This is a genomic window from Chryseotalea sp. WA131a, from assembly GCA_025370075.1.
GTDB lineage: Bacteria > Bacteroidota > Bacteroidia > Cytophagales > Cyclobacteriaceae > ELB16-189.
This window is the reverse complement of the sequence record CP073016.1, coordinates 2,355,578-2,370,161: the sequence shown is the minus strand read 5'-3', so window position 1 is coordinate 2,370,161 and position 14,584 is coordinate 2,355,578. Positions and strand designations below refer to the sequence as shown.

Genomic DNA, 14,584 nt, shown 5'->3' with positions numbered 1-14,584 from the left:
GCTTTTCCTCAACCTGGGGGAGCTCTTAACGGAAAAACATCCGGTGCTAACATAGGCCCTTTATTGAAAAAGTTTAAGGGCTGAGGGGGTTAAAACAACAACGCGGAAGAGCGATTGAAAAGCGAGCAAGGGATTATCTGACGCAGACTAAGAGGAGTGGATGTGAAACCTGCTTTTACCAACATTAAGCATAACAAAAAAATCAAAAGGTTCATAATCAAATGGTTAGTAAAAGTCAAAATAGAAACTGGATTGCTTGCGTTAGCACACAACCTGGCTAAGCTAGCGGTATAAAATCATCCATCATTTTTTTCTCTAGAAACATACACCCTTAATTAAAAACCAGCAAAGACTTCTTAACAAAAAAGGCTGTCTCTACTTTTGAGACAGCCTCCCCTTTCAAACCAAAATCAATAACGATTATCCAATCGCTACACGCTTAAACTCAGCTACTGTTAAGCCTTTGCTAACGCTATCTAAGTATTGAGCAACAGTTTTTGAGTTATCCTTTACAAAAGCCTGTGGCAACAAGGTGCTGTCTTTAAAGAACTTGTTCAATTTGCCTTGCGCAATTTTTTCTACCATGTGCTCAGGCTTGCCTTCCGCTAAAATTTGCGCCTTGGCAATTTCAATTTCCTTTTGGATCAACTCCTGATCCACTCCTTTTTCGTCAACGGCAACGGGGTTCATGGCCGCAATCTGCATGCCTACATCTTTGCCAGCATCCGTTACATCCTGACCATTTACGCCTTTCAACGAAACCAATACACCCAATTTACTACCAGCATGGATGTAGGGAACAATTGCTTCACCATTCATTTGCACGTAGGCACTGATCTCTAATTTCTCCCCAATCTTTCCTACCAATTCAGTGATCTTGTCGTTGATGGTCAATCCACCCAGTTGTTCAGCCAACAACGCTTCCTTGGTTGCCGATTTTTTTGTGAAAGCTGTTTCAGCAATCAACCTGCCCAAGTTTTGAAACTCCTCGTTCTTGGCTACGAAATCAGTCTCGCAATTTAGGGCAATCAAAATTGCGGTTTTTTTGTCGTCTGAAAGTTTTACGAATACAGAACCTTCTTTGGCATCTTTGTCAGAGCGGGAAGCCGAAACTTTCTGTCCTTTTTTTCTTAATATCTCTACGGCCTTTTCAAAATCTCCGTTGGCCTCGGTCAATGCTTTTTTACAATCCATCATACCGGCACCCGTCATGGTGCGCAGCTTGTTTACATCTTGTGCTGAAATTGCTGACATAGTTATTTATGATTTAAGATTTACGAATTACGATTTTTAAAAACTCACTTTTACTGTTGGTATTGTTATCAAATTTTTACGCTTTGGCTACCTCAAAAAAAAGCATCGGCTTTCGACCGATGCTTTTTTGTATTCGCACATTAGCACCTGTCTGCCGATAAGCAGACATCGGCCAATCAATTCATTTTCATGCTTCGTGCACCGCCTCGTCTACTTTTTTCTTGTCTTCCTCTTCCTTCTTCTGGCCAGCCTCTTCTTTATCTTTCTTGCGTTCTTGTAAGGCTTCTTCGATGGCTTTGCCCAAATATCCGGTGATGATAGAGATCGACTTGAAAGCATCGTCATTGGCCGGAATCGGGAAATCGATATCGGAAGGATCAGAGTTGGTATCCACCATCGCAAAAACGGGGATGTTCAACTTCTGTGCTTCTGCCACAGCAATGTGCTCGCGCTTTACATCAATCACAAAAAGAGCAGCAGGCAAACGGTTTAAATCGCTGATACCACCCAACTGTTTGGTCAACTTACTTTTCTCGCGGCTCATCATCAACTTTTCCTTTTTGGTCAAGTTTTCATAAGCCTCGTCCTTCATCATTTTCTCAATCTGCGCCAATTTCTTCAACGACTTGCGGATGGTAGCAAAGTTGGTAAGCATACCGCCCAACCATCTTTCAGTAACAAAAGGCATGTTCAAACGCGTAGCCTCTTCGGTCACTACATCTTTTGCTTGCTTTTTGGTCGCAACGAACATCACCTTTCTGCCGCTGCGCACAATGTTGCGGATGGCAAACGTTGCTTCTTCCAAGCAGCTCAAGGTTTTGTTCAAATCGATAATGTGGATACCGTTGTTCTCCATGTAGATGTACTCGGCCATCTTGGGGTTCCACTTTCTGGTCAAGTGCCCGAAATGAACACCTGCATCCATTAAACTTTGTGTTGTTATCTTCTCCATGCTTATCGATTAACGCTTGCTGAATTGGAACTTCCTTCTTGCTTTTCTGCGACCTGGTTTCTTGCGCTCCACCATGCGCGAATCGCGGGTCATCAATCCTTCTTTTTTCAAAGCAGGACGATTTTCATTGTTGATCGTCACTAACGCACGGGCAATGGCCAAGCGAATGGCTTCTGCCTGTCCTTTGCTGCCGCCACCTTCTACATTTACATTTACATCGTAGTTGGCTTCTTGCTTCACCACCGTCAATGCTTGGCGCACGGTAGTTTGTAAAATTTCTGAAGGGAAATAATCTTTTAACTCTCTTTCGTTAACGATGATTTGACCTTTGCCTGGCTGCATGTAAATCCGGGCTACCGAGGTCTTTCTTCTTCCAAGTGTGTTGATTATTTCCATGTTTAGAATTTAATTTCTTTGGGTTGTTGTGAGGTGTGCGGATGCTCGGTGCCCGCATAAACGTGCAAGCTTCTGAACAACTGACGGCCCATGGTATTTTTTGGCAACATGCCGCGCACGCTATGTTCAATTAAACGTGCAGGATGTTTTTGAACCATCATCTTGGGGGAAATTTGTTTTTGGCCACCCGGATACCCTGAGTAAAAGAACATAAAGCGGTTGTCCCACTTCTTACCTGTCATTCTTACTTTTTCGGCATTGATCACCACTACATGATCGCCCATATCGGTTTGAGGGGTGTAGGATGGCTTGTGTTTGCCGCGCAATACACGGGCAATTTGGCTGGCTACACGACCCAAAACTTGGTCTTTTGCATCTACCAACACCCACTGCTTATCTGCGGTGGCATTGTTTGTATTGGTGGTTTTATAACTATTGTGGTCCACTTTTTTATGTGTTAAACTTGTAAATACGTAGTTCCCCCTTTAAAAAGGGACACAAAAGTAGGTGCAAGAAACTGAATATCCAACACCCACTGATTTGATTTTTGGTAATTAATGGCCTTATGTCCCTTTTATCGCTTATTTTCAGATAGTTGGTGAACCAGTGCCTTGAAATCTTTTGGATAAGGCGCCTCGGTTTTAAGTTCATTTCCATCCAAAAGGGCAAATTCTAAGGAAAAAGCGTGTAATGCCATCCTGGTTATCAGGGGTTTTTCTTCCGATTCTTTTTTTTGGTTAAAGGCCCTCTTCACAGACGAAACAAAAAAAGGCTTTCCACCATATACCTCATCGCCCGCAATGGGCGCCTTGAGCAAACGCAAATGGATGCGGATTTGGTGCATGCGCCCTGTTACCGGGCGGCATTCAATCAAAGAGTGGTTTTTGTAAGTGGCCAAGGTTGTAAACGAGGTTTGGGCCGATTTTCCATCCCTGGATATTTTTACTGTGCCATCGTTTAGTTTTAAAATAGCGGCATCTACGTGCTTATTTTCAAATTGATGTAATCCATCCACCACCGCATGATATACCTTTTTCACTTCTCGATTCTCAAATTGCATGCTTAAGTGACGGTACGCCTCTGGGTTTTTGGCAATGGCCAGCACGCCAGAAGTATCTTTATCCAGCCGATGGCATACTTGCGGATCGGCCAAATGTTGCCTTACCGAAGCCAAAATGTTATTGGGGTCGTTGCGGTCTTCTAAGGTTGAGATAAACGGAGGTTTGTTGATAAGCACATAATCATCGTTTTGAAACAAGATGGCCTCTTCAAACTTGAATTTTGGAATTTTCACGGAGCAAAGCTAATGGTTTTGCTTTTCGCGATTATATACTCTTACTCCTTTGGGGCGACTATTTTGTTATTTTTGAATACGTTGACAAAATTTACCTTGTCAACAAAGAATGTTTATCTGTTTATCTTGAATGAACAGAAAAGCTAGACATTGTAGTTATGGAGTTGACAAAAGAGCAAATAGAGATACTTCAGTCCACGGGCGACATTAAAATCAATGCAGTTGCTGGTTCTGGAAAAACGACAACGGTGATAGAATATGCAAAAACGCGGCCCTCCACAAGCAGAATTCTATACCTCGCATTCAACAAATCTGTAAAACTTGAGGCGGCCAAAAAGTTCAGCGCAAGAGGGCTTCACAACGTAAGAGTTGAAACGGCTCATTCCCTTGCTTATAAGCACGTTGTTTTTCAAAACCATTACAATGTAAAAGCGCAGGCATACAAGACAAATGAAATTGCCGAACTCCTCAATCTACAAGGCAATGAAGAAAAGCATACGGAATATGTTATCGCAAACCATATCAACAAGTTTATTGCTTACTTCTGCAATAGTGACAAACAGAAAGTTCAGGATCTAAACTATCTTGACACCATCACCGATGCGAAAGCCAAAACTTTTGTGTCTACTTTTTATGAGTACATCGTAAAACAAACCAGGTTGCTGTTGGGCAAAATGGACAAGGGAGAGATTGAAGTAACACACGACTTCTACCTGAAAAAATTCCAGCTTTCAAACCCAACACTGCGCTACGACTTTATACTTTTTGACGAAGGGCAGGATGCTTCTGCTGCCATGCTTGATGTTTTTTCTAAGCAAAAAGCAACCAAAGTAATTGTGGGCGATACGCACCAACAAATTTATGGCTGGCGTTTTGCTATTAACTCGCTCGAAAAATTGGATTTTAAAACCTATCATCTATCCACCAGTTTTAGGTTCAGTCAAAACATAGCAAACCTTGCCGTAGAAGTTTTGAAATTCAAAAACCATATCAATAGATACATACCTGTAAACATCATCGGAAAAGGGACTAACACGGAAATTAAAACCCAAGCCGTTATCGCCAGAACCAATCTAGGGTTGTTGCTGAAAGCCATTGAGTATGTGACCGAAAAGAAAAAAGTAAAGCGCATCTATTTTGAAGGTAACATCAACTCGTACACCTATGCCGAAGAAGGTGCCTCTCTGTATGATGTGCTACATCTTTACAACAAAAAGCATGATCTGATAAAAGACAAACTCATCAAAGCCATGAAAGATCTTGACGAGTTGGAGGACTATATTGAAAAAACGGAAGATGTACAGCTTGCCATGATGGTTGAAATCGTACGAGAATATGGAAATGAAATTCCAGACATCATCAAAGCCATTAAAGAAAAACATGTTGACACCAATGAAAAAGAAAAAGCTGAAATGGTTTTCTCCACAGTGCACCGCTGCAAAGGGATGGAGTATGACTCCATTGAACTAGTGAACGACTTCCTATCAGAAGAAAAACTAGAGAACATAAAAAACGAAAAGAAAGCCGAAGAAATAAATCATGGCAAACTCAATGAAGAAATCAATCTGCTTTATGTGGCAATTACCCGAACCAAAAACACTATTCACATTCCCGAAGCGTTGATGCCGATCGAGTTTCCTCCATCCACACAAATACAAATTGTTAAAGTAGCCAGCGAAGAAGAAAAACAGCTAACCAAAACAGTACCAATCGCAACCAAAACGCAGAAGTCAGAAAAGGGAATCGAAAAATCCTATTCGGTTAACGAAGTAAGAACAAAGCATAAAGATGCCTACCAACCATGGACAACCGAACTTGACGATGAACTAACCACCTTATTTTGCAAGGGCTTTGATATAAAAGAGATGGCGCGGCATTTCGGCCGAACAAAGGGAGCTATCATTGCAAGAATCAAAAAGCTAGAATTGCAAGAATTGTATGGATAAGCTTACGTTGCTTTTTAGTCAATCGTATAAAAAATGAAAATTGACATCGGATTGACTCTACTCGGCATCTGGATAAGAAAAACAATAACTTTACATCAAATTGAATCTTATGGGCTTAACCTACGCTGATATCGAACTAATTAATGCCGATGACTTGGCATTGGCAAGAAAATCAATAATTGGAGATGAAGAAGTAAAAAGAATACATGCATCGATGTTGGTTGATAGCGGTGCATTAAATCTTTGCATCAATGAAAACCTTCAAGCTCAATTGCAATTGCCATTTATTGAAAAGCGGGTAGCTGTACTAGCCAATGGCCGCAGAGAAGAGTATAATTTAGTTGGCCCGGTGGTGGTGAAATTCAAAAATAGGCAAACGGTGTGCAATGCCCTTGTTTTGCAGGGTGATAACGAACCACTCTTTGGTGCTATTTCCATGGAAGACATGGATGTATTGCTTCACCCATCGAGGCAGGAGTTAATAGTAAACCCTGACCATCCGTATATGGCTCAGATGAAATTGAAATAGATTTCAGATCAATTATCAGCTTGCTCTCCATCGCCCTTCAACCGTGGCAGCTTAAAACTGAAAACAGAACCAACGCCCACGGTGCTTTGTACTTCTGCTTTGGTACTGTGACCTTCTAAAATGTGTTTTACAATGGCCAGCCCTAACCCAGTTCCACCCTTCTCTCGGCTGCGGCTTTTATCTACGCGGTAGAAGCGCTCAAAAATTCGGGTAAGGTGTGAGGCGGGTATGCCTTCTCCCGTATCGACCACAAGCGTAGTGACAAACTTTTTGCTGGTATCAAAACTGATCGAAACTTCGCCTTCGTCAGGCGTATAGTTGATGGCATTGGAAACCAAGTTGTTTACCACTTGGGTGATGCGTTTATAATCGGCATACACATGGTATTTGGTAGGATTATCGGCCAACAATTTCAATTTGATTTTTTTCTTCTCTGCTTTTTCCTCAAACTGCTCCACTACCTCTTCGCACAATTTGCGCATATCAAATTGCTCAAAATGCATTTTTATATCACCCGTTTCTATTTGAGATAACGTGAGCAGGTCTTGCACCAGGTCATCGAGCCCATCTAAACTTTTGGCTGCCTTTTTTAAGAATCGGGTGCGTACATTTTTATCGTTGACAGCACCATCCAGCAAGGTGTGCACAAAACCTTGCGCAGCAAAAATGGGGGTCTTCAATTCATGACTCACATCGGCAATAAATTCTTTGCGGAATGCTTCCAATTTTTTCAGCTCGTCAATTTCTTTTTGCTTGAGTGTAGCGAATGAAAAAATTTCTTCGTTGATTTTTTCCAACGGATTGAGTGCACCTGATTTTTGCTTGGCGATACCCGAAAGTTCTTTCTTTTTTAACTTACCAATTAGCTTATAGATTTTGTTGATTTCTCTAAAAACCAAAAACTCTAAAATCACAAATGTAAGCAGATAAGAAGCTGAAAAACTGATAATGCCCGCTACCAACAAAGCCCCTCGCTCTACACCATCTACCAACGAAAGAAAGAGTGTGGTGACAATCGCTATCGAAAAAGCCAATAAAAGAGAAAGTGTTCGGGCGCTATAAACCATGCCGGTTTAATTTTAGCGCAAAGTACAAAATTGATTGTGAGCTACCAGTTTTGGGGACGGCAGCAAAGGGTTAACCCAAATTGAATTTATACCCCACACCTTTTACAGTAGAAATATAATCTTCCCCAATTTTTTCGCGCACCTTGCGGATGTGCACGTCTACGGTTCGAGCGAGTACGTAAACATCAGATCCCCAAATATTTTGCAACAGCTCATCGCGATTGAAAACTTTATTGGGATTTTGAGCCAAGAAGAATAACAGTTCAAATTCCTTTTTTGGAAGGCTAACTTCTCGGCCCTTTACTTTTATGGTATAGCTCGAGCGATCTATGATTAAATCTCCTACTTTTATTTGGCTCGATTCATTTTTCTTTTTTGAATCTCTGCGGAAAAGCGCACTGATGCGGCTCATGAGCGCGCGCGGCTTAATCGGCTTTTGAATGTAATCATCGGCCCCTCCATCAAAGGCGGCAATTTCAGAATACTCTTCGGTGCGAGCCGTTAAGAAGATGATAAAAGTGTTAACCAGTTCTGGAATGGCGCGGATTTGCCTACAGGCCTCCACTCCGTCCATCTTTGGCATCATAATATCCAAGAGAACCAAATCCGGATGAAATTTTTTGGCTGTCTCTACCGCTTGCTGCCCATCGTTGGCGGCACGCACATCGTAGCCTTCTTTTTCAAGGTTGTATTTGAGCAACTCCAAAATAGGCTCTTCATCATCTACCACTAAAATTTTTTGTGCCGATTTGTTGGCCATAACCGATTTTTAATTGCGGGTTAAAGGTAGACTGAAATTAAGCTATTCGGAAACCAATGTTAACAACTTAACAATTACTTAATCCGGTAAACGAGTAGGTAGTAGCAATTGGATCCTCTATTAAACTAGTCCCTCACAAAAAAGGATACTTATTGGTCAGATGCTTTAGATACGACCTCATATCTCCATTAAACTTCTCGGCCAACTCCACTCCAAACACATCTTGCTTTGCTTTGTACAATCGGTAAGACATAAAGAATGTGTTGTTGGGCAGGTATTTTTTCATCCTCTCACCTTTGCGTTTGGTATATAGATTTAATGTATCGATAGAGGTAACAATCTTCTCAATCATCGCCCGTTTCTTTTCTTTCTTTTGCTCAATCGGCTCTTGGGGCCGTAAGGTGTTGTACAAGCTATCCAGCGATTGCGTGCCACGCAATATGTGCTTGGTAAACTTTCGGTAATCTTGGTCGCTGTGCAGATAATCCAAGTATTGTTTTGAATCGGCCCCAAACTTATATTTCAAAAAGTAGTAAGCAGCAGTGTCTCCTATAAAATCGGCCAGGTTTTCGTTGAAATCAACATCATCTTTTACGAACACCGTGGCATGCACCATTTCATGAATAATCAAACTGGCTAAATCGCCTTCGCTCCGATCCAACATGCCGCTCAAAATGGGATCGGTAAACCAACCCAAGGTAGACCATCCTCCCGGATTGCGCACACTTACGTCATACCCTTCTGTTTCCAATTCTTTGCGTAGGCCCAACGCTTTTTCTTTGTTGAAAAACCCCTTGTAAGGCACGGTGCCCACAATGGGGAAATCCCACACTTTAGGCTGTAAGGCAAACGGTTCGCACGCTTGCACCACCCACATTACCTCTTGGTTCTTTTGATCGTATAAGGTTTTATAGTTTTTGGTGTCTTTCAGGCCAAGGGAGTCAATGGCGTACTTTCTGATTTCGTCAATAAGCCGCAATTTTTGCTTTAATGAATCAGGAAAAGAAGGATCTTGAAGAAACTCTTCCACTGGCCGGGCATTCCAAACAATTTCTAACTGGCCCATTCCTTGTCGAATTCCGTAATAGACCAATGACCAATTCCAAACCACCAGAATAGCGACAACAAGTACTACAGCAAAAAATATCTTTTTAATCACAATGCGTAAAGTAAGCCACTTTAGTCATATTTGACTGAATTTTTAACCAAATGATTTGTTTTTTAGTATTTACTAACTAATTTAGCATTTTAAATACTAAAACCATGAGCAGAGCAGTAGCAACCCCAACAGAAGATATGAGCGATGTAAAAGAAAAAATGAAGGCCCTCCAACTTACCATTGATAAGCTGGAAAAAACCTATGGAAAGGGCACGGTAATGAAGTTGAACGATCAGCGGATTGTGGACATCCCCGCTATACCCACCGGCTCGCTAGGACTGGACATTGCCTTGGGCATTGGTGGCTTACCTCGCGGTCGGGTAATTGAGATTTATGGACCTGAATCGTCTGGTAAAACAACATTAACGCTGCACGCCATTGCCGAAGCACAAAAGCGAGGTGGCTTGGCCGCTTTTATTGATGCCGAGCATGCCTTTGATAAAACGTATGCCGAAAAACTAGGTATCGATACCGAAAACCTGCTGATCTCGCAACCCGACAATGGTGAACAAGCATTGGAAATTGCCGAGCATCTCATCCGCTCTGGCGCGATTGACATTATTGTGATTGACTCGGTAGCGGCCTTGGTGCCAAAGGCAGAATTGGAAGGTGAAATGGGCGAGAGCAAAATGGGTTTGCAAGCACGCTTGATGTCGCAAGCATTGAGAAAGCTCACAGGAACGATCAGTAAAACCGGCTGTGCGTGTATTTTCATTAACCAGTTGCGCGAAAAAATCGGCATCATGTTCGGCAACCCTGAAACGACCACGGGTGGCAATGCTTTGAAATTTTACGCTTCTGTTCGGCTAGACATCCGCAGGATTGGCCAAATTAAAGAAGATGCCGACAACATTACGGGCAACCGTGTAAAAGTGAAAGTGGTGAAGAACAAAGTGGCGCCTCCTTTTAAAGTGGTGGAGTTTGATATCATGTATGGAAAAGGCATTTCTAAATCGGGCGAAATTGTTGACTTGGGTGTAGAACTCAACGTAATTCAAAAATCCGGCTCGTGGTTCTCATACAATGGCAACAAACTTGGTCAAGGCCGCGACTCGGTGAAGCAACTGATTGAAGACAACCCTGAATTGATGGAAGAGTTGGAGAAAAAAATTAAAGAGAAGTTTGCTACTGGAGCGGAAATAAAGAAGGAAGAGGAGTAAGCAGGTCAACAGGTTTCTGGTTTCAAGTAACAGAAACCTGACTCTTCTATTTCAATGCTGTTTCAAAGTAATCACAATCTTTAAATCCTCCTTTCAGTGAAATCGGTTTTTGAAATAAACCAAAAACGGTAGCACCTGACCCGCTCATGCACGCATAGGTTGCGCCCAATTCGTACAATCTGGTTTTTACTTTTTCGATTTCAGGAAATTTCTGAAAGACGGATGTTTCAAAATTATTGATGAGTAAGTTTTTCCAACTATTCACTGGCTGCAGCAGCACTTCTTTAATTTCATGAAGTGGCGTTTTTGGTGTTAGTCCTGCATACGCATCTTTGGTAGAAACATGCACATTGGGTTTTACCAATACCAAATAATATCCAGCAAGTTTTACGGAAATAGGATTTAGTATTTCACCCCGCCCCGTTCCAAGCATAGGTTCATCCTGAATAAAAAACGAACAATCGCTGCCCAATTGCGCTGCATAATTTTTCAGTTGTTCGGTAGACAACTTCAATTCAAAAATGGTATTGAGCAAACGCAAAGTATGCGCGGCATCAGACGATCCTCCGCCCAAGCCCGCACCCATGGGTATTATTTTATGAAGATGAATTTTGACAAAAGGGATTTTGAACGCATCGCGCAGAAGTGCAAACGCTTTTACGCATAGGTTTTCATTTTCCTTTCCAGGAATGTCAATGCCTGTAGAAGTAAATTGAAACTCGGAGGCTGGGATAATTTCCAAAACATCCGTCCACGGCACGGGAAAGAAGCACGTCTCAATATCATGATAACCATCGGCACGCTTGGCCACTACATGCAACCCCAGGTTTATTTTGCAAGGAGGAAAGGCAATCATTTGTGAGTGGTGGTTGGTAAGAGGTAATCGGTATTCGGTAAGTGGAAAGTGCTAAACTATGCCCAAAGCCCAATCCCAAAGCCACAATACCTAATTCCCTACCAATACCTATTTTGTAAGTTTTTGAACCAACGAATCGGTAATTCCTGAACTGGAGAATCCGCCATCGTGCATCAAGTTTTGCATGGTCACCATTCTAGTGAAATCAGAGAACATGACGGTAATGTAGTTAGCACAATCTTCTGCCGTGGCATTGCCAAGTGGCGACATCATATCGGCAAAGTCAAAAAACACATCAAAGCCTGATATTCCCGCACCAGCGGTAGTTCTGGTAGGCGATTGCGAAATGGTATTTATGCGAACCTTCTTTTTAGACCCATAGCGTTGGCCATAACTTCTGGCGATAGACTCTAGCATGGCTTTCGCTTGAGCCATGTCGGTGTAATCTGGGTAAGCGCGCTGTGCGGCAATGTAGCTCAAAGCAATTACCGAGGCCCATTCATTTAAAGCATCCAATTTCTCAGACGTCTGCAATACTTTATGAAACGAAAGCGCGGATATATCTAAGGTTTTCAAGTACCAATCGTAATTCATGTCGCCATACTCTTTTCCCTTTCGGATATTGGGGCTCATGCCAATAGAATGCAGCACAAAATCCAATTTGCCACCCAATACTTCCATGGACTTGGAAAAAAGGTTGGTAAGGTCTTGCTCAGAAGTGGCATCGGCTGGTATTACTTCAGCATTGCAAGTTTTGGCCAATTCATTGATTTTGCCCATCCTCATCGCAATGGGGGCATTGGTAAGGGTAAACGTTCCGCCTTCTTCTTTCACTTTCAAAGCGGTCTTCCAAGCGATCGAGTTTTCATCCAAAGCACCAAAAATGATTCCTTTTTTGCCCTTCAGTAGGTTGTTTGCCATAAAGTGGAGTTTAATTTAGTTCGCAATATTAAGCAATAAAGTAAAACCCATAAGAAGTTAAGCTCTCAAACTAGGGGGTAGGCATTGTAGTTTTTTATTGAAATAGAAAGATTGCACTAATTTTGACCAACCTAAAACCACCTAATATAAAAATAAATGATTGCGGAGGTACTAAACTCGCCTTTGTTATGCCCTGTGATCACTCTATGGACTTAGGTGCAATGGCATGTGTTGATTCCATCATAAACTGTTTTCACACTGTTACCATTGGCTGATGGGCATGAGGCGTAAAATCTGTGTCTGAGTATTTCTCCACTTTTGATTTTGGTACGCAACTCCAAATGCCGTGGATGCCCCAACATGTCCCGGATGGTAGTGATGCCATTAAAAGCAAAAAGTTTCAGACCATCTTTCATTGGTTCCATGTGATTTGTGAGCACAACATCACGTTGTGCGGAGTTTACAATCCCTTGGCTGAAAACATTTCCAGCCGTGACCGTGAATACCGCCACAATAATTTTTTCTGCAATTTTTTTCATGCGTGGTTAAAGTTGAAAATATATGTAAGGCATGCAAAAAGTTACTTTCGTTAAATTGAAGATCATGTAAGCGGCTGAAATCTTTACGTCAGCATGACCATTGACTGACGGAGAAGATTGCAAAGAATTGAAGAATCATCTTTCTTCAATATTTGTATTTTCAGCTTCAATTCTCCAACTTTCATGATGATGGCTGCTCCTAATTTACTTCAAGACTTCGCGTCCATCCACGTAGGTGAACTAAAATTCAGTCTGATATAAAAATTACTAATCCTTACCATGCTAAAGAAAACCCTTCTCCTCCTTCTGCTAGCTATTTTACTAGTCGTAGGCATCGTTCTTTTTAAAACATTTCAATTCACATCCATCCAGACAAAAGTAGCCGCACTTCCCGCGCCTGCTATCCCTGAAACTTCATTACAACATTTTCAGCAAGCCATTGCCATCAAAACCATTTCGTTTGGCAATCCGGCATTGTTTGATTCTACCCAATTTTTAGCGTTCCGAAAATTTTTGGAAAACACCTATCCCAAAATGCATGAAAAGCTTACGCGCGAAATTGTTTTAGGATATAGTCTGCTTTACAAATGGGAGGGGAAAAATACTTCATTAAAGCCAATTGTACTGATGGCGCACCAAGATGTGGTGCCGATCGAAGAAGCGACCCAATCCATGTGGACATCTGACCCTTTTGCAGGAGCGGTCAAAGACAATTTCATTTGGGGGCGTGGCACTACCGATGATAAAATCAACTTGGTATCGATTTGTGAAAGTGTAGAGAAATTAGTGATTGAGAATTTTCAACCTGAACGAACGGTGTATTTAGTATTTGGCCACGATGAAGAATTGGGTGGCAAAGGCGCGGTGGCCATTGCGCAACTGATGAAGCAACGAAACATTGTAGCGGAGATGGTGATGGACGAAGGCGGCATCATTACCAAAGAAAAAATACCTGGCATGAAAGAACCAGTCGCCTTAGTGGGCACTTCCGAAAAAGGATACCTCTCCATTGAGTTAGTGGTTGAGATACCCGGTGGTCACAGTTCCATGCCTGAAAAGGAAACGGCTATCGACATACTGACCAAAGCGATTGTAACCTTGCGCAGCCATCCATTCGAACCGCAGTTCTCAGTTCCGATGCAGGGTTTTATAAAAAGCCTTGGCCCCGAAATGCCGTTTGTCCAAAAGATGGCCTTTGCAAATCCTTGGTTGTTCAAAGGATTGATCATTGGCACATATGATAAAAGTGCTCCGGGCAGTGCCATGTTGCGCACCACCATTGCGCCCACAATAATTAACGCTGGTATTAAAGACAATGTGATTCCCACGCAGGCGAAAGCAACGGTCAACTTTCGATTGCTGCCGGGTGACTTATCAGAAGATGTGATTGACCGCGTGAAAAAAATAATTGACAATGATCATGTGAAAATAAGTCGGTTGGATGCAGGGGCAATGGCAGAAGCATCGGCTGTTACCCCAATGGATGGGTATGGATATCAAAAAGTGGAGACAACCATCAAGAAATCATATCCTAATTTATTGAGTTCACCCTTTTTGATGTTGGGCGCCACTGACTCGCGGCATTTTGGAGAAGTGTCAGACAACATTGTTAAATTCAGCCCAATGATTGACCCTATTGGCTTTCACGGAATAGATGAGCGCGTGAGCTTAGAGAGTTATCAAACAGCCTTGTGGTTTTACGAGCAGTTACTGAAAGATTTGAATTGATGCGAAGCTAACTTAAATCCGAG

General features: G+C 42.1%; 16 protein-coding genes. 5 read left to right on the top strand and 11 right to left on the bottom strand.

All coding sequences use genetic code 11. From position 1 onward, the window contains the following. The first annotated feature begins 162 nt into the window (after positions 1-162). Positions 163-294, top strand: a complete 132-nt coding sequence (locus KA713_10595; GenBank protein UXE64959.1) for a transposase — start codon at positions 163-165, stop codon at positions 292-294. A gap of 126 nt (positions 295-420) precedes the next feature. Here the strand turns inward: KA713_10595 and KA713_10590 are convergent, their stop codons facing one another. The 5 genes from KA713_10590 to KA713_10570 form a co-directional block, all read right to left on the bottom strand. Continuing rightward, complete coding sequence (locus KA713_10590; GenBank protein UXE64958.1) at positions 421-1,254, bottom strand: elongation factor Ts; 834 nt, start codon at positions 1,252-1,254, stop codon at positions 421-423. A 187-nt stretch (positions 1,255-1,441) separates the two neighbouring features. Next, entirely contained in the window at positions 1,442-2,206 is a 765-nt protein-coding gene (gene rpsB, locus KA713_10585; GenBank protein ID UXE64957.1) for a 30S ribosomal protein S2, read from the bottom strand. A 9-nt stretch (positions 2,207-2,215) separates the two neighbouring features. Continuing rightward, the gene (gene rpsI, locus KA713_10580) at positions 2,216-2,602 is read right to left on the bottom strand and encodes a 30S ribosomal protein S9 (protein ID UXE64956.1); all 387 of its coding nucleotides are present in this window, start codon (positions 2,600-2,602) and stop codon (positions 2,216-2,218) included. Between the two features lie 2 nt (positions 2,603-2,604). After that, a complete protein-coding gene (rplM, locus tag KA713_10575) occupies positions 2,605-3,048 on the bottom strand; it encodes a 50S ribosomal protein L13 (protein ID UXE64955.1) in 444 nt (147 codons plus the stop codon). 128 nt (positions 3,049-3,176) lie between these two features. Next, complete coding sequence (locus KA713_10570) at positions 3,177-3,890, bottom strand: RluA family pseudouridine synthase (GenBank protein ID UXE69096.1); 714 nt, start codon at positions 3,888-3,890, stop codon at positions 3,177-3,179. Positions 3,891-4,054: 164 nt separating this feature from the next. Here KA713_10570 and KA713_10565 point away from each other — a divergent pair, with 164 nt between their 5' ends. Beyond that, positions 4,055-5,842 carry an ATP-dependent helicase gene (locus KA713_10565; GenBank protein ID UXE64954.1) on the top strand — a complete coding sequence of 596 codons (1,788 nt, stop codon included), beginning with the start codon at positions 4,055-4,057 and terminating at the stop codon, positions 5,840-5,842. A 109-nt stretch (positions 5,843-5,951) separates the two neighbouring features. Then, positions 5,952-6,371 carry a hypothetical protein gene (locus tag KA713_10560; protein UXE64953.1) on the top strand — a complete coding sequence of 140 codons (420 nt, stop codon included), beginning with the start codon at positions 5,952-5,954 and terminating at the stop codon, positions 6,369-6,371. Positions 6,372-6,379: 8 nt separating this feature from the next. Here KA713_10560 and KA713_10555 read toward each other — a convergent pair whose 3' ends face one another. The 3 genes from KA713_10555 to KA713_10545 all read right to left on the bottom strand — a co-directional run bounded on the left by KA713_10555 (position 6,380) and on the right by KA713_10545 (position 9,357). Then, positions 6,380-7,438, bottom strand: coding sequence for a two-component sensor histidine kinase (locus KA713_10555; GenBank protein UXE64952.1), 1,059 nt, complete (start codon positions 7,436-7,438; stop codon positions 6,380-6,382). 70 nt (positions 7,439-7,508) lie between these two features. Further along, positions 7,509-8,198 (bottom strand): response regulator transcription factor, encoded by a 690-nt coding sequence (locus KA713_10550; GenBank protein ID UXE64951.1) that lies wholly within the window; start codon positions 8,196-8,198, stop codon positions 7,509-7,511. Positions 8,199-8,331: 133 nt separating this feature from the next. Beyond that, positions 8,332-9,357 carry an aminopeptidase gene (locus KA713_10545; GenBank protein UXE64950.1) on the bottom strand — a complete coding sequence of 342 codons (1,026 nt, stop codon included), beginning with the start codon at positions 9,355-9,357 and terminating at the stop codon, positions 8,332-8,334. 137 nt (positions 9,358-9,494) lie between these two features. On the opposite strand from KA713_10545, the gene recA reads away from it, so the two are divergent. Next, a complete protein-coding gene (recA, locus tag KA713_10540) occupies positions 9,495-10,517 on the top strand; it encodes a recombinase RecA (protein UXE69095.1) in 1,023 nt (340 codons plus the stop codon). A 46-nt stretch (positions 10,518-10,563) separates the two neighbouring features. On the opposite strand, the gene KA713_10535 is transcribed toward recA, so the two are convergent. The 3 genes from KA713_10535 to KA713_10525 all read right to left on the bottom strand — a co-directional run bounded on the left by KA713_10535 (position 10,564) and on the right by KA713_10525 (position 12,833). Further along, on the bottom strand, positions 10,564-11,373 hold the full coding sequence (locus tag KA713_10535) for a 4-(cytidine 5'-diphospho)-2-C-methyl-D-erythritol kinase (GenBank protein ID UXE68981.1): 810 nt from the start codon (positions 11,371-11,373) through the stop codon (positions 10,564-10,566). 108 nt (positions 11,374-11,481) lie between these two features. Then, positions 11,482-12,294 carry an SDR family oxidoreductase gene (locus KA713_10530; protein UXE68980.1) on the bottom strand — a complete coding sequence of 271 codons (813 nt, stop codon included), beginning with the start codon at positions 12,292-12,294 and terminating at the stop codon, positions 11,482-11,484. Positions 12,295-12,506: 212 nt separating this feature from the next. Then, entirely contained in the window at positions 12,507-12,833 is a 327-nt protein-coding gene (locus KA713_10525; protein ID UXE68979.1) for a hypothetical protein, read from the bottom strand. Between the two features lie 279 nt (positions 12,834-13,112). Here KA713_10525 and KA713_10520 point away from each other — a divergent pair, with 279 nt between their 5' ends. Continuing rightward, positions 13,113-14,561: a M20 family peptidase gene (locus KA713_10520; protein ID UXE68978.1), complete on the top strand. Its 1,449-nt coding sequence runs from the start codon at positions 13,113-13,115 to the stop codon at positions 14,559-14,561. Positions 14,562-14,584 lie beyond the last annotated feature (23 nt).

Excerpts from the sequence above, each read along its gene's own strand:
- KA713_10560 (UXE64953.1), top strand. The coding sequence starts at position 5,952 with ATGGGCTTAACCTACGCTGATATCGAACTAATTAATGCCGATGACTTG.
- KA713_10525 (UXE68979.1), bottom strand. The coding sequence starts at position 12,833 with ATGAAAAAAATTGCAGAAAAAATTATTGTGGCGGTATTCACGGTCACG.
- KA713_10530 (UXE68980.1), bottom strand. The coding sequence starts at position 12,294 with ATGGCAAACAACCTACTGAAGGGCAAAAAAGGAATCATTTTTGGTGCT.
- KA713_10565 (UXE64954.1), top strand. The coding sequence starts at position 4,055 with ATGGAGTTGACAAAAGAGCAAATAGAGATACTTCAGTCCACGGGCGAC.
- KA713_10535 (UXE68981.1), bottom strand. The coding sequence starts at position 11,373 with ATGATTGCCTTTCCTCCTTGCAAAATAAACCTGGGGTTGCATGTAGTG.
- rpsI (UXE64956.1), bottom strand. The coding sequence starts at position 2,602 with ATGGAAATAATCAACACACTTGGAAGAAGAAAGACCTCGGTAGCCCGG.
- KA713_10590 (UXE64958.1), bottom strand. The coding sequence starts at position 1,254 with ATGTCAGCAATTTCAGCACAAGATGTAAACAAGCTGCGCACCATGACG.
- KA713_10555 (UXE64952.1), bottom strand. The coding sequence starts at position 7,438 with ATGGTTTATAGCGCCCGAACACTTTCTCTTTTATTGGCTTTTTCGATA.
- KA713_10550 (UXE64951.1), bottom strand. The coding sequence starts at position 8,198 with ATGGCCAACAAATCGGCACAAAAAATTTTAGTGGTAGATGATGAAGAG.
- recA (UXE69095.1), top strand. The coding sequence starts at position 9,495 with ATGAGCGATGTAAAAGAAAAAATGAAGGCCCTCCAACTTACCATTGAT.
- KA713_10520 (UXE68978.1), top strand. The coding sequence starts at position 13,113 with ATGCTAAAGAAAACCCTTCTCCTCCTTCTGCTAGCTATTTTACTAGTC.
- rpsB (UXE64957.1), bottom strand. The coding sequence starts at position 2,206 with ATGGAGAAGATAACAACACAAAGTTTAATGGATGCAGGTGTTCATTTC.